Here is a 17,148-nt window from a genome sequence, read left to right as displayed (position 1 = left end):
GGGGCGTGAGCCGCATGGATGCGGCGACCGAGCTTACAGGGACGTACTTGCAGCGCCCCCCGCAACCGGACCCACCCCGCCATCCACGGAATGGCCGCTTTTGCCGTTGCCGTTGCTGTTGCCTCTGCGGGTGCAGGGCGCAGCCCTGCAAAGCCCCCCTTCCCCATACCCCGCCGAATGGGTATACAGTCGACCCGTACCGGCACCGTGCCGGAATGAACCCTGGGAGGGGACCATGCGCAAGACCTTCAAGACCCTGCTGCTGGCACTGCCGCTGTGCCTGGCCGCGCTCTCGGCGCAGGCCGCCGATGGCGCCGCCGGCCGCTGGAAGACCATCGACGACAAGACCGGCAAGGTGAAGTCGATCGTCGAGATCACCCAGGCCGCCAACGGCACCCTGACCGGCAAGGTGGTCGACATCCTGCACTCGGACAAGGGCCCGAACCCGGTCTGTGACGGCTGTGAAGGCGCCAACAGGAACAAGCCGGTGAAGGGCATGACCATCCTCTGGAACCTGAAGGCCGACGGCGCCAACAAGTGGTCCGGCGGCACCATCCTCGATCCGGCCAATGGCAAGACCTACAAGTCGAAGATGGAACTGCAGCCCGGCGGAACCAGGCTTGACGTATCCGGCTGCATCGCCTTCATCTGCCGCGCGCAGACCTGGCAGCGCGAATAAGCGCCCCCCCTGCTTCACCCCCGTGACCCGGCCCCGGCCGGGTCACCTCGTTGCGGGCATGCGATACTCTGCGGTTCCCCTCGGCTTCACCCCGCGACCATGACCCGTACCGCGCTCGTCACCACCGCCCTGCCCTACGCCAACGGCCCGCTGCACCTGGGCCACCTGGTCGGCTACATCCAGGCCGACATCTGGGTGCGTGCGCGGCGAATGAGCGGCGGCAAGGCCTGGTTCGTCTGCGCCGACGACACCCACGGCACGCCGATCATGCTGGCCGCGGAAAAGGCCGGGGTCACCCCGGAAACTTTCATCGCCAACATCCAGGCCAGCCACGAACGTGACTTCGCCGCCTTCGGCGTGGCCTTCGACCACTACGACTCGACCAATTCGGCGGCCAACAAGGCGCTGACCGAGCAGTTCTACCTGAAGCTGGAAGCGGCCGGTCACATCAGCCGCCGTTCGGTGGCGCAGTTCTACGACCCGGCCAAGGGCATGTTCCTGCCCGACCGCTACGTCAAGGGCATCTGCCCGAACTGCGGCAGCCCCGACCAGTACGGCGACAACTGCGAAGTCTGTGGCGCGACCTATGCGCCGACCGACCTGAAGGAACCGCGTTCGGTGATCTCCGGTGCCACGCCGGAAATGCGCGATTCGGAGCACTTCTTCTTCGAGGTGGGCCACTTCGACGCGTTCCTGCGCGAATGGTTGGCCGGCGACGTCGCCCTGCCAGGCGTGAAGGCCAAGCTCGGTGAGTGGCTCAATGCCGAAGGTGGCCTGCGCGCGTGGGACATCTCGCGCGATGCACCGTACTTCGGTTTCCAGATTCCCGGCCAGCCGGGCAAGTACTTCTACGTCTGGCTGGACGCGCCGATCGGCTACCTGTCCAGCTTCCAGACTCTGTGCGGCAGGATCGGCGAGGACTTCGAAGCGCATCTGCGCGCCGGTACCGCCACCGAGCTGCACCACTTCATCGGCAAGGACATCGTCAACTTCCACGGCCTGTTCTGGCCGGCGGTGCTGCACGGTACCGGCCACCGCGCGCCGACCCGCCTGCACGTCAACGGCTACCTGACCGTGGACGGCGCCAAGATGAGCAAGTCGCGCGGCACCTTCGTGATGGCCCGCACCTTCCTCGACGCCGGCCTGGAACCGGAAGCGCTGCGCTACTACTACGCCGCCAAGTCCGGCGGAGGCGTCGACGATCTCGACCTGAACCTGGGTGACTTCATCGCCCGCGTCAACGCCGACCTGGTCGGCAAGTTCGTCAACCTGGCCAGCCGCTGCGCCGGCTTCATCAGCAAGCGCTTCGACGGCCAGCTGGCCGCGCAGCTGCCTGATGCCGCGCAGTACCAGCGCTTCGTCGACGGCCTGGCGCCGATCCGTGAAGCCTACGAGCGCAACGACCCGGCCGCGGCGATCCGCCTGACCATGACCCTGGCCGACGAAGCCAACCGCTACATCGACGACGTCAAGCCGTGGGTCATCGCCAAGCAGGAAGGCGCCGACGCGCAGCTGCAGGCCGTGTGCAGCCAGGGCCTGAACCTGTTCCGCGTGCTGGTCACCGCATTGAAGCCGGTGCTGCCGGCCACCGCCGCGCAGGCCGAGGCCTTCCTGGCCGCGCCGGTCAACGACTGGACCGAACTGGCGCAACCGCTGCTGGGCCACCGCATCACCGACTACACCCCGCTGTTCACCCGTATCGACCCGAAGAAGATTGACGCCATGATCGACGCCTCCAAGGACACCCTGCAGCCGGCCGCTGCTGCCGCCCCCGCCGCCAAGACCGAAGCGGTCAAGCCGGCCGCCTCGGCCCCGGCCAAGGACGACGCAAAGAGCGCCGACGCCCCGGCCTACATCGGCATCGACGATTTCGCCAAGCTCGACCTGCGCATCGGCAAGGTGCTGGTCTGCGAGTTTGTGGAAGGTTCGGACAAGCTGCTGCGCTTCGAACTGGACGCCGGCGAGCTGGGCAAGCGCCAGATCTTCTCCGGCATCCGCGGCAGCTACGGCGAGCCGGAAACGCTGGTTGGCCGCAGCGTGGTGTTCATCGCCAACCTGGCCCCGCGCAAGATGCGCTTCGGCCTGAGCGAAGGCATGATCCTGTCGGCCGGTTTCGACGGCGGCGCACTGGCGCTGCTGGACGCCGACAGCGGCGCACAGCCGGGCATGCCGGTCCGCTGATGCCCGCAGCGGGCGTGGTTGCGGCCACGCCCGCCGGCAGCACCGGCCACCGGAGGCAACGCGATGGGAGGCAACGGAATGGAACTGGCGCTGTTCGACTTCGACCACACCGTGACCACCTGCGATACCTACGGCCGTTTCCTGCGCCGCGTGGCCACCGCCGAACAGCTGGCACAGGCGTGGTGGAAGATTGGTCCATGGCTGGCCGCGTACAAGCTGAAACTGATATCGGCCGAGCGCATCCGCGCGCGCGTCACCCGTTTGACCTTCAGCGACCGCCACAGCGATGACATCGCCACGCTGGCCGCCGGCTTCTCGCGTGAGTTCCTGCCCGACGTGGTGCGCCCGGAAATGCTGGAGCAGATCCGCTGGCACAAGGAACAGCAGCACACCGTGGTGATCGTGTCCGGCTCGCTGGACCTGTACCTGCGGCCATGGTGCGAACAGCTGGGCCTGCAGTTGATCTGCAACCGGCTGGAGAGCCAGGACGGCCGCCTCACAGGCCGTTATGCCGGTGGCGACTGTGGCCCGCGCAAGGTTGAGCACATCCGTCGCCAGTTCGACCTGTCGCGCTACGTGCGCATCCATGCCTACGGTGACAGTTCCGAAGACAAGCCGATGCTGGCCCTGGCCCACGAGCGCTGGTTCCGTGGCAAACCCCTGAAATGACCCCAACGCGCAGCCTTCGCCACGCATGAGCCTGATCCCGCCCCTGACCGAACGCCTCGACCGCCTGCTGCCGCAGACCCAATGCGGGCAATGCGGCTACGACGGTTGCCGCCCGTATGCGCAGGCGATGGCTCGCGGCGAGGCAGGCGTGGACCGCTGCCCGCCGGGCGGAGATACCGGTGCGCGCGCACTGGCGCAGGTGCTCGGAGTACCTGCCATTCCCTTCGATCGATCGCGCGGCGAGCACAAGGCGCCGCAGGTGGCGCTGATCGTGGAAGCCGACTGCATCGGCTGCACCAAGTGCATCCAGGCCTGCCCGGTGGACGCCATCGTCGGCGGCGCCAAGTACATGCACACGGTAATCGCCGATCTGTGCACCGGCTGCGAGCTGTGCATCCCGCCATGCCCGGTGGACTGCATCGAGCTGGTGCCGCTGTAACGGGGTCAGATCCGCTTTCCTGAGCGAAAAGGATCTGACCCCATTCAATCGTTACGGTACTGCCGCCGTCACCACGATCTCGACCTTCCAGTCAGCGTGGGCCAGCTTGGCCTCGACCGTGGCACGTGCCGGGGTCGCGCCTTCAACCACCCACTCGTCCCACGCCTTGTTCATGCCGTCGAAGTCGGCCATGTCGGCCAGGAACACTTCGGCGCGCAGCACGTGCTGGCGGTCACTGGCGACCAGCGCCAGCAGCTTGTCGATCTCCGCCAGCACCTGCCGGGTCTGGCCGGTGATGTCCTGGCTGGTGTCTTCCGGAATCTGGCCGGAGAGGTAGGCGACCTTGTTGTATACGGTCATTTCGGACATGCGCGGTCCGACGTCGTAACGCTCCATCATGGGCGTGGCTCCTGCGGTTGATCAGGCCTGCATTGTCCTCCAAACCGGTCGACGGTGGGTGCACGGGTACCCTCCGCGACACGTCACTACCGGGCTCCGACGGTCCCACTGGTCAAATGACGATGACAGGCGCACGATGCGCCACGCCCGCGTTGACACCGCCCTCGCCCCTCCTGCCGCACCCTTGCGCCGATGACCGCCCCCGTCGATTCCACCACTGCCCCTTCCACGCCAACCTGGAAGCGGGTTGCCACCATCGTCATCCCGCTGCTGATCCTCGCCCTGGCCCTGCACGGCCTGGCCAATGAGTTCGACGAGCACGGCTATCGTGCGATCCGCCAGGCGTTCCGGCAGCTCAGCGGCACGCAGATCGCGCTCACCGTGGTACTCGGCCTGGCCAGTTACGCCTGCCTGATCGGCTTCGATGCCATCGGCCTGCGTCGCAGCGGCATCCGCGTGCACCCCGCGCGCGTCGGCATCACCGCGTTCCTTGCGCACACGCTGGGCCAGACCGTGGGCTTTGCCGCGTTGACCGGTGGCGCGGTGCGCCTGCGCGGCTACCGCAGCGCCGGCCTGGACCTGGCGCAGATCGGCCAGGTGGTGCTGATGAGCACGCTCGGTTTCGTATTCGGTGCATGGCTGTTGATCAGCGTGGCCCTGTGCATGGAACCCGCCGCGGCAGCGTTGGCATTGCCATTGAATCCCGATGCCGTGCGCATCGTCGGCATCGTTGCCCTGCTCGCCTATCTCGGCACCGTGCTGCTGGTCGGCCGCGACGGACGGCAGTTCAGTGTGCTCGGTCACGCCTTGTGGCTGCCCGATCGCCGCACCATGATCGGTGTCACCGTACTCAGCGTCATCGAGCTGGTGCTGGCCAGTGCCGCGTTCTATGTGCTGCTGCCGGACTCCACGCCGACCGGCCTGCCGGGCTTCGTCGGCCTCTACCTGGTGGCAGTGCTGGCCGGCCTGGTCTCCACCGTGCCCGCAGGCCTGGGTGTGTTCGAGTGGAGCCTGCTGAAGCTGTTGCCGCAGGTGGCACCGGCAGCGGTGCTGGCGGCAGCGCTGATCTACCGTGTCACCTACTACGTGCTGCCGCTGCTGCTGGCCACCCTGCTTGCCCTTGCGCCCGCCCTGCGTCAGCCGCTGCAGGCCAGCGCCGGGGCAACCCGTGCTGGCTGGAACGCGCTGCGCCCATGGCTGCCGCAGATCATCGCACTGGCGGTATTCAGCATCGGCGCCGCGCTGGTCATCGACGGCACGCTGCCGACGCCACGCCGTCACCTGGTGAACGCCTCGCTGCCGATCCTGGAAACCTCGCACCTGATCGGCAGCCTCAGCGGCGTCGCCCTGCTGCTGATCGGCCAGGGCCTGGCCCGACGCAGCCACGCCGCGTGGATGCTGGCAATGGCGGTGTGCGTGATCACCCCGTTGCCGCTGTGGCTGCGCGGTGGCCAACTGTTGATCGCCGTCTCGGCAGTGCTGGTGGCGATGGCGCTGTGGGCCGCACGTCGCGAGTTCTACCGCCAGGGTGCGCTGCTGGACGAAGCCTGGTCGTGGCCGTGGCTGCGCAATCTCGGCCTGGTGCTGGTCGCGGTCACCTGGCTGCTGTTCTTCACCTACAGCCATGTCGAGTACCAGAACGAGCTGTGGTGGCAGTTCGCGGTGTCGGGCAACGCACCGCGCGCGCTGCGTGCATTGCTGGTGGTAGCCATCGCGCTGGTGATGTTCGGCCTGGCGCGGCTGCTGCACAGCACCCGCAGCCCGCTGCCGGCCGCCGACGAAGCCACGCTGCAATCACTGGCGCCGGTATTGGCCGGCGCCACCGATACCCAGGCCTGCCTGGTACTGACCGCCGACAAGGCGGTGCTGCGCGATGATGCGAAACAGGGCTTCGTGATGATGCAGCGCTACGGCGGTTCGCTGATCGCGATGGGCGACCCGGTCGGCCCGCCTGACGTGGCGCGCGCGCTGATCTGGCGCTTCCGCGAGGAAGCCGACCGGCTGGGCCTGCGCCCGGTGTTCTACCAGGTGGGCGAGACCTACTGGCAGACCTACCTCGACCTGGGCCTGGGCCTGGTCAAGCTGGGCGAGGAAGCGATGGTGCCGCTGCATGATTTCGGGCTGGAAGGTCGCGAACGCGCCGATCTGCGCCAGGCCTGGAACCGTGGCAAACGCGGCGGCCTGTCCTTCCGCGTGGCACCGGTGGAGGAAATTCCCAGCCTGCTGCCGCGCCTGCACGCAATTTCCAATGCATGGCTGGAAGACAAGGCCGGCGATGAGAAGGGCTTCTCGCTGGGCAGCTACGACCCCGATTACCTGGTGCGCTTCCCGGTAGCGCTGGTCGAGGCCGAAGGCCAGATCGTGGCGTTCGCCAACCTGTGGCAGGCACCGGCCGGCGCCGAGCTGTCGGTCGACCTGATGCGCCACGTCAACGAAGCACCGAAGGGCACGATGGACTTCCTCTTCATCGAACTGTTCCTGTGGGGCCGCGCGCAGGGTTATGCGCGTTTCTCGCTGGGCATGGCGCCGTTGTCCGGTCTGGCCCAGCATCGGCTGGCCGGTCGCTGGAACCGCCTGGCCGGCCTGCTGGCGCGGCATGGCGAACGCTTCTATGGCTTCAGTGGCCTGCGCCGCTTCAAGTCGAAGTTCGATCCGCAGTGGCGGCCACGCTATCTCGCGGCGCCCGGCGGCATGCATCTGCCGGCCGCGCTGCTGGATGCCACGCGCCTGATCTCGCTGGATCCGCGGCGGAACTGAAGCCGCGATGCGTCGGGCATGGCTTGACGCTACGCCCCGCCCTTGAGGATCACTTCAGCCAAGCGATCGTAGTCACCCCCGAAATGGTGATCGCCCGGCAGCTTCACCTTCCTCACGCCGTCATTGGCCGGCAGGTCCGGGCACAGTGCGTCCTCATCCTTGTCGCCGTACACGCACAACGTTTTTTCCGCCGGCAGCCTGGCCACTTCCGGCGCGATCGGCAGGCCGTCGCCGCCACCGCCCAGCCAGTTGCTGACATGGAATTCGAAGTCGGCCTTCCTGCCCACCGACAGCAGCACGATGCGCTCCAGCGCCTCGCGGGTACCGGCGTCGAGCTGGTTGATCGTGGCCGGCAGCACGTCGGCGCCCTGCGAGAAACCGATCAGCATCACCTTGTCGCGGTGCCACTGCTGGCGGTAGTGGTCGATGATCTTCTGCAGGTCGCCCGCAAAGCCCTTCGGTGTGCGCTCGCTCCAGAAGTAACGCAGCGAATCGATGCCGACCACCGCCACGCCATGCTCGTTGAGTGACGACGCCACGTTCTTGTCCAGGCCAGCCCAGCCACCGTCGCCGGAGACGAACACCGCCAGCGTATCGCCGTTGCCGGTCGCCGGCATTTCCACCACCGGCAGGCCCTTCAGTGCAGCAGGCGGGGGGGCCAGGCTGACGCCGGCCTGCGCGCCGATCACCCGTGCCGCAGCCACCAGGCCCGGTGACGCATCACCGCGCGCAGTGCGCTTGAACTCGCGCGCCATGGCGACCTGCTGCACGAACTGGTTGGCCTGGCCCACCTTGCAGCCGTGATCACCTGCCGCGCTCAACCACGGAAAATTCAGTTCGGCAGGCTGCAGCCTGTTGTGCTTCACACCATCGCCGCAGACCATGCGCTGGTGGTTGTGGTCCGGGCAGAAGCCGGTGGTGAGTACACCGGCGAACACCTGGGTATCGGCCTGCGCCGCGAGCGAATAGGCCATCTCGGCACCTTCGCCATCACCGCCGACCAGCGGCAGGTGGTAGCCGGGCAGATGCAGCGAGGCCTGCAGCCAGCGTGAGAAATTCTCGACGTCACCGGAACCGAACGAACAGGTCGGGTCCCCCTCGCGCTTGAGCACACCGCGCAGGTGCGCAATGTCCACTGCCGCGACCAGCGCGCCATCGGCACGCAGGGCCTCGATCGGCAGGCGGCTGGTGTCACCGCCGGCCGTGGGTTCGTGGAACCAGATCACCACCCGTTGCGGCGTGCCGGCCGGCATGTGCACCGGAATCTGCTCGAACCGCCCATGGCTGAACTGCTGCGGGGTCACGGCCGCCGTCGCCGGCAGCGCGGCCAGCGCCAGTACCACACCCATTGCCCTGCCCAGCCCTGCACGCTTCATATCGCATCCCCGATGGAATGCGCACACGATACGCCGCCGCCGCGTGCACGGCACGTACCGGCGCAGGCCGTTGGGGATTCAGTGGGCCGTGGCCTGGCGGCTGCGACGGTACAGGGCCATCGCCAGATACAGCAGCCAGCCAACGATCACCGCGATCACCACTTTCTGTCCCAGCCCACGCGGTGGTCCACCACGCCACAGCACATGCAGCCACAGCAGCACGAAGGCCAGCCATGCCCAGCCCCAGAGCAGGCCCGCGGCGGACTGCCAACCCGGTTCGCGGCGCAGGTACCAGGCCTGCAGCAGCATGCCGACGCTGGCACACAGGAACGCCGTGTTGGCTGCCAGTCCATGGATGAACGGTGCCAGCAGCGGCGTCGCTTCAGGCAGCCAGCTGTCGCCGATCGCCACCGTCGCCAGGCCCAGCGCGGAAACCGTGAACAGCAAGGGGGCGGCCGCACTGCGCCGCGGGCCGATGCTGCCGCGATACAGCGCAATGCCAAGTGCGGCAATGGCCAGCGCCAGCAGGCAGTAGGCAGCACGCAACGCCAGCCCCCACGGCCCGTGCAGGTACAGGCTCAAGGTCGCCCGCACCCAGTCCAGATCACTGCGCGCGACCTGGGTCCACAGCGCGGTGGCCACGAACAGCAGCAGCGCCACCAGTGCCAGCACCGCCGCCGGGCGCGCACGGCTCATGGTGCGGCCTCGGGATGCCGCGTCTTCCACTCGGCCAGTGCCTTGCGGTAGCGCTGCAGCTCATCGGAATACAGGTCCAGCACGCATAGCGGGCAGCCACTGCCGCAGCACTCGTTGGGACCGGGCTCTTCCGGTGGCAGCGGGCGGGGATCGGGATCAGGAACGGACACGGTCGGAAACAACAATCATTGGAAACAGGACACCAGTGTACCGGGCCGGCTCAACCACCCAGTTGGCGACGCAGGTTGTCACGGGCGGCCGCGTCCAGGCGCTGGTGGAAGAACTCACTGAGGAAGATCCGCGGTGCGCGCAGCAGGCCCTGCAGGAATCGGCGACGGCCGGCACGGTACAGGAAGCCGGGCACCACGCCCTTGTATTCTTCGGCCACGCCACGGTCATAGGCGGCGAACACCGGCTCCGGTGCAGCCAGGATCGCCATGTCGCAGTCCAGGAACAGCGCCGCCTCGGCATCCACATCCTCCGGACCCAGCGCGCCATGGCGGGCGGTCAGCAGGATCAACTGCTCCACGCGAGCAGCGTCGACACCGGCAAGCGCCGGCGCCTGTGCGATCGCCTGCAGGGCCATCTGCGCCGAACGTGCTTCGTTGTCCTTTCGCCCCGCCACGTAGATCGCATCGTGGTAGAGCACGGCCAGGTAGACCTCGGCCGGCTGCTGCCAGCCGGGGCCGTCGGCCACCTCCTGGCAGTGCTGCAGCACCGCGCGCACATGGCCGAAGTGGTGGTAGGCGCGTGGCGGCGTGGCATAGCTGTCCTGCAGCGCCTGCCACTGCGCCGGGGCAAGCGTCAGCGGTGAGAAGTCCATGCCCGGATCATCCCGCCTGTGCCGGCGCCGGGCAAGCTGGCGGTTTTTTCACCACACACTCACAACGCTTGCCAGGCGAGGCCCGGAGCCAGTTGTCCACAGCTTTGTCGCGCGCTGGTCCACATCGGTTGTGGATGAACGCGGCGCCGACCAACGGTCGCTGCAGCTGGGCATCCATGGGAATACACTCGCCCCAGGCGGGAGCGCCCGCCGCTGCCGGGAACCGTCATGTACCGTTCTGCCGCCCATTGCCTCACCCTTTCGCTGCTGGCCTTCTGTGCTCCTGCCTTCGGCGCAGGCCAGGCACCGCCCGCCGATGTGGTGACGACCCCGACCATCACCGTGTCGGCCGCACGCGTGCCGACCCCGGAAGAAGTGTTCGCCATTCCCGCGGACCTGCGTGCGATGCTCCAGAAGCAGGTGATCCAGCGCAGCTACTCCCGCGACCAGCGCCTGCAGGCGCTCGTGGAGATGATCTTCGACCAGCACGGGCTGGACCTGCAGTACGACGCCAATGCGACCTACACCGTCAGCGATATCTGGCAGCACCGCCGCGCCAACTGCCTGGCCTTCACCCTTCTGTTCGTGACGCTTGCGCGGGAGGCGGGCATCCAGGCCCGCGTGCAGGAAGTCGGGCAGGTGGTGTCCTGGTACCAGGACCAGGACGCGGGCGTGGTCTACAGCGTCGGCCACGTCAATGCCGGCGTCGATGTCGGCGGGCGTTTCGGTACCGTTGATCTGGATCGCAATGTGCTCTATGACCGCCGCGGGCCGGTTCCCGTGAGCCGTGCGCGGGCATTGGCGCATTTCTACAACAACCGGGGTGCGGAGCGCCTCGCCGACGGTGACTTCGGCGGCGCCCGTGCATTCTTCGACGCATCCGTGGCTCAGGACAGCGGGTTCGCTCCAGTGTGGAACAACCTCGGCGTGCTCGACCACCGCGAAGGCAACAACGAGGCGGCGCGGCAGGCGCTGGACCGGTCGCTGCAGCTGGACGGCCGCCAGGATGCCGCACTGACCAATGCCTCCGCGCTGTTCCGCAGCCTGGGCTTGACCGCGCAGGCGCAGTCACTTGAGCGCCGGTTGAAATCGGTGCAGCGCGAAGACCCGTTCGCGCAGTACATGTTCGGCGCCAAGGCCGAACGGGCCGGCCAGCTGGACCAGGCGATCCGCTATTACCGGCAGGCCGTGCGCCTGTATGACACCGCGCATCAGTTCCACTTCGGGCTGGCGCGGGTCTATTTCCTGGCTGGCCAGCTCAAGCGCGCCGATCGCGAACTGCTGCGTGCACAGGAACTGGGGGGCGCGCCGGAGCAGGCGCGCTACCAGGCCAAGCTGGACAGCCTGGCCCGCTGGCGCGCGCAGCAGCAGGCCAGGCGCTGAAGGTGATCAGGCCTTCTTGAGGAAGCAGGTCTTCAGGACCAGGCCCTTGATCTTGTCCGAGTTGCCTTCGATGTGCTCGGCATCATCCTCGACCAGGCGGATGTTGCGGATCACGGTGCCCTGCTTGAGCGGGATCGAAGACCCCTTCACCTTCAGGTCCTTGATCACGGTGACGGTGTCGCCGGCCTGCAGGGTATTGCCGTTGCTGTCACGCACGACCAGGGTGGAACCGGCGCTTTCCTCGGCGGTCCATTCGAAACCGCAGTCGGCGCAGATCCACAGCGCACCATCGGCGTAGGTGTTTTCCAGGGTGCACTGCGGGCAGGCGGGGGCAGAAGACATCAGCAAATACCTCAAAGTGAATCAACAGCCGCCATTGTAACCGGCCGGCTTCCCCGGCCCTTTTCCGGGCGGGCTCCGGGCTGCCCACTGGACCCGGACCAGAACAGCACGCCCGCTGGAACTTGCAGTCGGCGGCGAACTGCAGCAGAGTGCGCGGCCCCTGATCGCCCCCGGAACTCCCCATGCGCCTCGGCATCGACTTCGGTACCAGCAACTCCGCCGCCGCCATCGTGCATGAGGGAAAACTGCTGCCGATCCGCTTCGGCGATGCCGAGCAGTTCCGCACCAGCGTGTATTTCCCCGGCGTGGTGCCCGATCCGGACGACTTCCAGCTCGATGACGGCCAGGAACACCAGCTGCAGCAGATGATCGACAGCGCCGCGCGCGCAGCCCGTGCCGCCGGCCAGGAACGCACGCCACAGGCACTGCGCCGCGAAGCCCTGCGCGCGCTGCGCCGGGAATGGATGGAAGCCCGCGCCGGCAAGGAACGCAGCGCCAGCGACCTGCTGCAGAACGCGGTCTACGGCGATGACGCGCTGGAAGCCTATTTCGAGGAACACGAAGGCAACCTGGTGCAGAGCCCGAAGTCGATGCTGGGCTACAACCTGCACCCGCGTGCGAAGCAGACCATCACCGGTATCGCCGCGCACATTCTCGAACACATCCGCCTGACCGCCAGCGCCCAGCTCGGCCAACCGTTGCGCTCGGCCCTGCTTGGCCGTCCGGTGCAGTTCCGCAGTTCGATCGGTGCGGCCGGCAACGACCAGGCGCTGGACATCCTGCGCGAGGCCGCCACCCAGGCCGGCTTCGACCAGATCGATTTCCTCGAGGAACCGGCCGCGGCGGCCATGCATTACCACGCCGAAAGCCGCGAGCGGCACCAGGCGGTGATCGTCGATATCGGCGGCGGCACCACCGACATCGCCCATGCCGAAGTCGGCGGCGACGACGCCCCGCGCATCCACCGCGCCTGGGGTATCGCCCGCGGCGGTACCGACATCGACCTGGCGCTGAGCCTGTCCAGCTACATGCCGCTGTTCGGCCGCGGCATCACCCGCGTGCCGGCCCACCACTACGTGGAAGCGGCCACCGTGCAGGACATGACCCGCCAGCGCGACTTCCGCCTGCACAAGTACGACCATGTCGACGCGCCCTGGGGCGACCGCCTGCAGGCGCTGCAGGACACCGGCAACACCGCGCGGCTGTACCGCGACGTCGAACGCGCCAAGATCGCCCTCAGTGCCGCCAGCGAGCACCGCAGCACGCTGGACTACATTGCCCGCGACCTGCATGCCGACAGCAGCGCCGATGGCCTGGCCGCCGCCGCCCATGGCTACCTGGAGCAGATCCGGGAACTGCTGGCCCAGGTCCGCAGCGACATCGGGGGCGACCCGGATGCGGTGTTCCTCACCGGCGGCATGTCCCGCGCCGGTTACCTGCGCCAGGCCGTGGCCGAGGCCTTCCCGGGCGCCCGCATGGTCCACGGCGAGCCCTCGCTGGGCGTGGTCCAGGGCCTGGCCTTGGCGGCAGCCAGCCAGGATTAACAAAACGTTACGCGGTCTAAGTTACTCTTGGTCGGCTAGAACTCCGCTGCACCTTCCACCGGCCACGCCGGTGTGTGTCCACGGTGCAGCCTGGCCCGCCCTGCGGGCCTAGCGGCCATGCCTTCCTGGCTCGTTCATGGTCCGCGCAGCACCTGAGCCGCCATCGAGACCCGCTTTGGGCACCCGCCAGGCCCCTGTGGCCTTACAACCTGACGCAGCACCTGCACCCATCGACTGCCGCCGTTGTGACGCGGTCTGTTGCCGGCTGCCCGTGCTGCTGCAGCCCGGCGACCACGTGCCTGGCCAGTTCCTGTCACGCGACACCCACGGCCGTGCCGTGATGGCGCGCAACGAGGAAGGCTGGTGCGCGGCGATCGATCCCTATCACCTGCGCTGCACGATCTATTCGCAGCGCCCGGCGATCTGCCGCCAGTTTTCGATGGGCGGCGATGACTGCCGCCGCGAGCGGCAGGACTACCTGCGCCAGGCCGACGCCTGGGCGCTTTCCTCCCCTTCCACCTGACAGGAGCAACCATGCCCCGCAAGGCAAAGACCCCCGCGAAGGCCAGCAACAGCATCCGCAGCGAACGCAAGGGCGCGGCCGCCAGCACCGTGGTCAGCAGCGATTCGATCGCTTCGGACCTGGCAGCGTTCCGCAAGGCCGGTGGCAAGATCGAAGTCCTCGGCACCACCTGGGCACTGAAGAAGGCCAGCTGACCCAACACTGACCGCGGCGGCGCTGCCGCCGCGGCCTGCCGGATCGCGCTCAGCGGTCAAGGCGTACCCGCACACTGCCCGAATGCGACTGGATGCGGATGTCACCGTCGCCGCCGCCCAGCCGCGTATCGAGGTGGCTGCCCGGCCCATAGCGCGGCCGCTCCACCTGCCCGGCATCGCTGTTGATCGACCCGCTGAAGCTGTTCACCGACAGCTGTGCCGACACCGTGCGCGGCAGGCTCAGCGTGACCGAGGCACTGACCGATTCGACATTGATGCGGCCACCGGGTGCCAATCCGGCTGCTGCCAGATCGATGCTGCCCGAGACGGTCTCCACCGCCAGCCGCTGCACGCGCCCGGCGTCCACCTCGACCCGGCCGGACACCGTCTGCGCACCGATATCACCGGATACCCCGCCGCCGGCCTCGATCCGGCCACTGACCGTATTCACGTCCAGCTTCGGCGTCTGCAGGCGTGCACTGACGCTGCCACTGACCGTGTTGAGCTTGCTGTCGCCACTGCGGCCAGCTGCGCTCAGGCTGCCGCTGACCGTGTCGGCCTGCAGCCGTCGCACATCGATGCCACTGATGTCCTGGCTGGCGCTGACCGTGCTCAGCAGCAGCTCCACCGAGCGCGGCACGTTCAGCACCAGCGTCGCGCCACCATTGTTGCTGCGGCGCGGATATTCGATCTCCCAGCGCACCCGGTTGGCGCTTTTCTCCTGGCGCAACTGCAGGCCGTCGCTGAGCGTGCCGGTGAGCTGCACGTCATTGCGGTCCCAGCCGCGCACGGTCACCTTGCCGGCCACGTTGCTCAGCTCGATGCGACCGCCCGCGGCCAGGGTGTGGCGCTCGTCGATGCGGGTGTCGGCCAGTGCTACGGCAGGGGCCAGCAGCAGCGCGACACAGCAGGAAATCAGGGTTCGGGTCATGGGGGTCTCCTCAGGTCGTCAAGCCGGACTCGGCGGCATAGGCCGCCTGCCGGGTCAGTTCCAGCCGCAGCGCATAGGTGCGCTTGAGCTGGCCAAGCAGGTGCGGCGCACGCGGGTCCTGCGCCAGGGCGGCACGGATCTGCGCCGCGCTTTCATCCAGTTCGTGCAGGGCCGGCTGCCATTCCGGCGCCCGTCCATCGGGCAGCGAAGCAACGGCCTGCTGGTACTGCTCGGTCATCGCCGCCGCCTGCAGCTGCAGTGCTGAAGGTACCGGCACCTCTGGCTGCGCATGGCGCCACGGCGCCACGGCGTAGACCGCCAGACTGGCCGCCAACACCGCACCCACCGGCAACCACCAACGCCGACGCGAACGGTTCGGCAGGGCCACCACGTTGTCGCCCGGCGCAGGCGCCGCCTGCGGCTCACGCGGCGGCAGCTGGGCCGAAAGGCGTGCCCAGCCATCGGTGGGTACGTCGCGCTCGCTTGGCAGCGCGCGCAGCCGTGCCAGTAGATCGTGGTCGGAATCGTGGTCGTGTGTATTCATGTCATGTCTCCCAGCCGTGCGCGCAACAGGCCGCGCGCACGATGCAACTGTGCCTTGGAACTGCCGACGGCCATCTGCAGCTGTTCGGCGATTTCCTGGTGTTTCCAGCCTTCGATGTCGTGCAGTACCAGTACCGCACGTGCCCGTGGCGGCAGTGTCGACAGCGCCCGTTCGAGGTCGCGTTCGGTGCCGGCACAGCGGTCGTGTACCGCCAGTTCCTGCAACCCTCCGTCCACTTCGTCGAGGCTGTCATGGTCCTGCCCAGCAGCACGCCCGCGCAGTTCCATCAGCGCGGCGTTGACGCCCAGCCGGTGCAGCCAGGTCGACAGGCTGCTCTCGAAACGGAAGCCCGGCAGCGCCTTCCATGCCTGCAGGAACGCTTCCTGCAGCGCGTCCTCGGCGCGTGCCTGCTGGCCGCCACACAGCCGCCACAGCACAGCGAATACCCGGGGCGCATGGCGCCGGTACAGCAGTTCATAGGCCGCGGTGTCTCCGGCGGCGGCCGCCCGCACCAGGGCGGGTTCGTCGACGGCGTCGTTGGCGGCAGGCAGCGCGGGCATGGTGATGTCGAGCATATCGCTTGGATGCGGCGACCCGGAAAAAGGTTTAGAGCCCATCCACGATCAATGCCATGCAACCTTTTTGATGGCTGCTGCATCCATGGAAGGTCCTTCGCAAAATTGCCGTCCAGGAGTCCTGCCATGTCCAGCCCATCCTGCGCCGCCCTGTTGGTGATCACCACCTGCGTCCTGCTGCAGGCGCTGGGCCTGTCACTGCAGCTGCGCCCCGACAACGGCCGCGCCTGCCTGCAGCAGCACCGCCAGGAGCTGGTGTGCCTGGCCTGGACCCCGGCGGTCGAATCCCCCGCACGCGCCGGGTAACATCGGGGGCCGTTTCCCCCTCCGTAGTCGCCCCATGATGTTGTCGCTGAAGGATCACCTGCCCGCCTGGACCCACCCGTGGCTGAACTACGCCGGCGTCGCCGTGCAGATCGTACTGGTGCTGCTGGTTGCGTGGCTCCTGCGCGTGCTCGCCCGTCGCCTGATCCGCCGCTTCGCCGAGCACTACACGCTGCCGCCCGAAATGGTGATGGGTGCACGCCGGATCACCAGTTTCGTGGTCTATTTCAGTGCCCTGCTTTACATCCTCAGCCTGCTCGGCGCGAAGCCGTCGGTGCTGTGGACCGCGTTTACCGGCTTCGCCGCCGTGGGCGCGGTGGCCTTCTTCGCGGCGTGGAGCGTGCTGTCCAACATCTTCTGCACGCTGTTGATCTTCACCACCCGCCCGTTCCGCCTGCACGACTACATCGAGGTGCTGGAGAACGGCGAGAAGCCGGGCCTGAAGGGCCGGGTGATCGACGTGAACCTGATCTACACCACGCTGCAGGAGACCGGCGACGGCCACGAAGGCACGGTGCTGCAGCTGCCGAACAACCTGTTCTTCCAGCGCACGGTGCGCCGCTGGCGCGACCCGGCACAGGCGCCTGGCGGCATCCAGGGCGACGGTTGAGGCGCGGTGTTCGGCAGGGCTTGCAGCCCTGCACCTGCCGAATCAACGTCAACGTCAACGGCAGAAGCTGGCTATCCGTGGGTAGGCGGGGTGGGTCCGGTTGAGGGGGACGCTGCAAGTACGTCCATGTAAGCTCGGTCGCCGCATCCATGCGGCTCA

At 67.8% G+C, this 17,148-nt stretch carries 20 protein-coding genes; 11 read left to right on the top strand and 9 right to left on the bottom strand.

Annotation, left to right across the window (positions count from 1 at the left end; translation table 11 throughout):
* Positions 1–235 precede the first annotated feature (235 nt).
* The 4 genes from ACTJJM_RS20420 to rnfB all read left to right on the top strand — a co-directional run bounded on the left by ACTJJM_RS20420 (position 236) and on the right by rnfB (position 3,968).
* On the top strand, positions 236–679 hold the full coding sequence (locus ACTJJM_RS20420; protein ID WP_005410552.1) for a DUF2147 domain-containing protein: 444 nt from the start codon (positions 236–238) through the stop codon (positions 677–679).
* Positions 680–778: 99 nt separating this feature from the next.
* Positions 779–2,860: a methionine--tRNA ligase gene (gene metG, locus ACTJJM_RS20415; protein WP_010482901.1), complete on the top strand. Its 2,082-nt coding sequence runs from the start codon at positions 779–781 to the stop codon at positions 2,858–2,860.
* A gap of 78 nt (positions 2,861–2,938) precedes the next feature.
* Entirely contained in the window at positions 2,939–3,529 is a 591-nt protein-coding gene (locus tag ACTJJM_RS20410) for an HAD family hydrolase (RefSeq protein WP_010482899.1), read from the top strand.
* A 25-nt stretch (positions 3,530–3,554) separates the two neighbouring features.
* A complete protein-coding gene (gene rnfB / locus ACTJJM_RS20405) occupies positions 3,555–3,968 on the top strand; it encodes an Rnf electron transport complex subunit RnfB (protein WP_010482896.1) in 414 nt (137 codons plus the stop codon).
* Between the two features lie 51 nt (positions 3,969–4,019).
* Here the strand turns inward: rnfB and ACTJJM_RS20400 are convergent, their stop codons facing one another.
* Positions 4,020–4,367, bottom strand: coding sequence for a RidA family protein (locus ACTJJM_RS20400; RefSeq protein WP_005410556.1), 348 nt, complete (start codon positions 4,365–4,367; stop codon positions 4,020–4,022).
* A 192-nt stretch (positions 4,368–4,559) separates the two neighbouring features.
* Here ACTJJM_RS20400 and mprF point away from each other — a divergent pair, with 192 nt between their 5' ends.
* Complete coding sequence (gene mprF, locus ACTJJM_RS20395) at positions 4,560–7,124, top strand: bifunctional lysylphosphatidylglycerol flippase/synthetase MprF (protein ID WP_071306473.1); 2,565 nt, start codon at positions 4,560–4,562, stop codon at positions 7,122–7,124.
* 29 nt (positions 7,125–7,153) lie between these two features.
* Here the strand turns inward: mprF and ACTJJM_RS20390 are convergent, their stop codons facing one another.
* From ACTJJM_RS20390 to ACTJJM_RS20375, 4 genes are all read right to left on the bottom strand, one after another.
* Positions 7,154–8,500 (bottom strand): virulence factor family protein, encoded by a 1,347-nt coding sequence (locus ACTJJM_RS20390; protein WP_053092032.1) that lies wholly within the window; start codon positions 8,498–8,500, stop codon positions 7,154–7,156.
* Positions 8,501–8,578: 78 nt separating this feature from the next.
* Positions 8,579–9,196 (bottom strand): DUF998 domain-containing protein, encoded by a 618-nt coding sequence (locus ACTJJM_RS20385; protein WP_197602312.1) that lies wholly within the window; start codon positions 9,194–9,196, stop codon positions 8,579–8,581.
* The gene (locus tag ACTJJM_RS20380; RefSeq protein ID WP_049398321.1) at positions 9,193–9,366 is read right to left on the bottom strand and encodes an oxidoreductase-like domain-containing protein; all 174 of its coding nucleotides are present in this window, start codon (positions 9,364–9,366) and stop codon (positions 9,193–9,195) included. Before ACTJJM_RS20380 ends, ACTJJM_RS20385 begins: the two co-directional genes overlap by 4 nt.
* A 50-nt stretch (positions 9,367–9,416) precedes the next feature.
* Positions 9,417–10,019, bottom strand: a complete 603-nt coding sequence (locus tag ACTJJM_RS20375) for an HD domain-containing protein (RefSeq protein ID WP_019662132.1) — start codon at positions 10,017–10,019, stop codon at positions 9,417–9,419.
* Positions 10,020–10,247: 228 nt separating this feature from the next.
* Between ACTJJM_RS20375 and ACTJJM_RS20370 the strand changes: the two genes are divergently transcribed.
* Complete coding sequence (locus tag ACTJJM_RS20370) at positions 10,248–11,402, top strand: tetratricopeptide repeat protein (protein WP_019662133.1); 1,155 nt, start codon at positions 10,248–10,250, stop codon at positions 11,400–11,402.
* A 6-nt stretch (positions 11,403–11,408) separates the two neighbouring features.
* Here the strand turns inward: ACTJJM_RS20370 and ACTJJM_RS20365 are convergent, their stop codons facing one another.
* Positions 11,409–11,744 carry a zinc ribbon domain-containing protein YjdM gene (locus tag ACTJJM_RS20365; protein WP_010482882.1) on the bottom strand — a complete coding sequence of 112 codons (336 nt, stop codon included), beginning with the start codon at positions 11,742–11,744 and terminating at the stop codon, positions 11,409–11,411.
* Between the two features lie 182 nt (positions 11,745–11,926).
* Between ACTJJM_RS20365 and ACTJJM_RS20360 the strand changes: the two genes are divergently transcribed.
* The 3 genes from ACTJJM_RS20360 to ACTJJM_RS20350 all read left to right on the top strand — a co-directional run bounded on the left by ACTJJM_RS20360 (position 11,927) and on the right by ACTJJM_RS20350 (position 14,005).
* Positions 11,927–13,288, top strand: a complete 1,362-nt coding sequence (locus tag ACTJJM_RS20360) for an Hsp70 family protein (protein WP_049452684.1) — start codon at positions 11,927–11,929, stop codon at positions 13,286–13,288.
* 229 nt (positions 13,289–13,517) lie between these two features.
* Entirely contained in the window at positions 13,518–13,811 is a 294-nt protein-coding gene (locus ACTJJM_RS20355) for a YkgJ family cysteine cluster protein (protein ID WP_053462562.1), read from the top strand.
* Positions 13,812–13,822: 11 nt separating this feature from the next.
* Entirely contained in the window at positions 13,823–14,005 is a 183-nt protein-coding gene (locus ACTJJM_RS20350; protein WP_005410566.1) for a hypothetical protein, read from the top strand.
* Between the two features lie 49 nt (positions 14,006–14,054).
* Here ACTJJM_RS20350 and ACTJJM_RS20345 read toward each other — a convergent pair whose 3' ends face one another.
* The 3 genes from ACTJJM_RS20345 to ACTJJM_RS20335 are packed head-to-tail and all read right to left on the bottom strand — an operon-like array spanning position 14,055 to position 16,055.
* Positions 14,055–14,936: a DUF4097 family beta strand repeat-containing protein gene (locus tag ACTJJM_RS20345; RefSeq protein WP_005414223.1), complete on the bottom strand. Its 882-nt coding sequence runs from the start codon at positions 14,934–14,936 to the stop codon at positions 14,055–14,057.
* A gap of 10 nt (positions 14,937–14,946) precedes the next feature.
* Positions 14,947–15,480 (bottom strand): hypothetical protein, encoded by a 534-nt coding sequence (locus tag ACTJJM_RS20340; RefSeq protein WP_019337005.1) that lies wholly within the window; start codon positions 15,478–15,480, stop codon positions 14,947–14,949.
* The gene (locus ACTJJM_RS20335; RefSeq protein ID WP_071306478.1) at positions 15,477–16,055 is read right to left on the bottom strand and encodes an RNA polymerase sigma factor; all 579 of its coding nucleotides are present in this window, start codon (positions 16,053–16,055) and stop codon (positions 15,477–15,479) included. The genes ACTJJM_RS20340 and ACTJJM_RS20335 overlap by 4 nt, the downstream gene beginning before the upstream one ends.
* A 126-nt stretch (positions 16,056–16,181) precedes the next feature.
* On the opposite strand from ACTJJM_RS20335, the gene ACTJJM_RS20330 reads away from it, so the two are divergent.
* Positions 16,182–16,361 (top strand): hypothetical protein, encoded by a 180-nt coding sequence (locus ACTJJM_RS20330; RefSeq protein WP_049411841.1) that lies wholly within the window; start codon positions 16,182–16,184, stop codon positions 16,359–16,361.
* Between the two features lie 34 nt (positions 16,362–16,395).
* Positions 16,396–16,989, top strand: coding sequence for a mechanosensitive ion channel family protein (locus ACTJJM_RS20325; protein WP_010482867.1), 594 nt, complete (start codon positions 16,396–16,398; stop codon positions 16,987–16,989).
* The last annotated feature ends 159 nt before the right edge of the window (positions 16,990–17,148 follow it).

This window comes from Stenotrophomonas sp. 22692, from assembly GCF_052045015.1.
GTDB classification, from domain to species: domain Bacteria; phylum Pseudomonadota; class Gammaproteobacteria; order Xanthomonadales; family Xanthomonadaceae; genus Stenotrophomonas; species Stenotrophomonas geniculata.
The sequence above is the reverse complement of the archived record's forward strand: the minus strand, read 5'-3'. Positions and strand labels throughout refer to the sequence as shown.

What these genes read in the sequence shown, in the direction of transcription:
- ACTJJM_RS20330 (WP_049411841.1), top strand. Translation starts at nt 16,182, where the DNA reads ATGTCCAGCCCATCCTGCGCCGCCCTGTTGGTGATCACCACCTGCGTC.
- ACTJJM_RS20410 (WP_010482899.1), top strand. Translation starts at nt 2,939, where the DNA reads ATGGAACTGGCGCTGTTCGACTTCGACCACACCGTGACCACCTGCGAT.
- ACTJJM_RS20325 (WP_010482867.1), top strand. Translation starts at nt 16,396, where the DNA reads ATGATGTTGTCGCTGAAGGATCACCTGCCCGCCTGGACCCACCCGTGG.
- ACTJJM_RS20375 (WP_019662132.1), bottom strand. Translation starts at nt 10,019, where the DNA reads ATGGACTTCTCACCGCTGACGCTTGCCCCGGCGCAGTGGCAGGCGCTG.
- ACTJJM_RS20420 (WP_005410552.1), top strand. Translation starts at nt 236, where the DNA reads ATGCGCAAGACCTTCAAGACCCTGCTGCTGGCACTGCCGCTGTGCCTG.
- ACTJJM_RS20345 (WP_005414223.1), bottom strand. Translation starts at nt 14,936, where the DNA reads ATGACCCGAACCCTGATTTCCTGCTGTGTCGCGCTGCTGCTGGCCCCT.
- ACTJJM_RS20340 (WP_019337005.1), bottom strand. Translation starts at nt 15,480, where the DNA reads ATGAATACACACGACCACGATTCCGACCACGATCTACTGGCACGGCTG.
- ACTJJM_RS20385 (WP_197602312.1), bottom strand. Translation starts at nt 9,196, where the DNA reads ATGAGCCGTGCGCGCCCGGCGGCGGTGCTGGCACTGGTGGCGCTGCTG.
- ACTJJM_RS20335 (WP_071306478.1), bottom strand. Translation starts at nt 16,055, where the DNA reads ATGCTCGACATCACCATGCCCGCGCTGCCTGCCGCCAACGACGCCGTC.
- ACTJJM_RS20400 (WP_005410556.1), bottom strand. Translation starts at nt 4,367, where the DNA reads ATGATGGAGCGTTACGACGTCGGACCGCGCATGTCCGAAATGACCGTA.
- ACTJJM_RS20365 (WP_010482882.1), bottom strand. Translation starts at nt 11,744, where the DNA reads ATGTCTTCTGCCCCCGCCTGCCCGCAGTGCACCCTGGAAAACACCTAC.
- ACTJJM_RS20350 (WP_005410566.1), top strand. Translation starts at nt 13,823, where the DNA reads ATGCCCCGCAAGGCAAAGACCCCCGCGAAGGCCAGCAACAGCATCCGC.
- ACTJJM_RS20370 (WP_019662133.1), top strand. Translation starts at nt 10,248, where the DNA reads ATGTACCGTTCTGCCGCCCATTGCCTCACCCTTTCGCTGCTGGCCTTC.
- mprF (WP_071306473.1), top strand. Translation starts at nt 4,560, where the DNA reads ATGACCGCCCCCGTCGATTCCACCACTGCCCCTTCCACGCCAACCTGG.
- ACTJJM_RS20360 (WP_049452684.1), top strand. Translation starts at nt 11,927, where the DNA reads ATGCGCCTCGGCATCGACTTCGGTACCAGCAACTCCGCCGCCGCCATC.
- metG (WP_010482901.1), top strand. Translation starts at nt 779, where the DNA reads ATGACCCGTACCGCGCTCGTCACCACCGCCCTGCCCTACGCCAACGGC.
- ACTJJM_RS20390 (WP_053092032.1), bottom strand. Translation starts at nt 8,500, where the DNA reads ATGAAGCGTGCAGGGCTGGGCAGGGCAATGGGTGTGGTACTGGCGCTG.
- rnfB (WP_010482896.1), top strand. Translation starts at nt 3,555, where the DNA reads ATGAGCCTGATCCCGCCCCTGACCGAACGCCTCGACCGCCTGCTGCCG.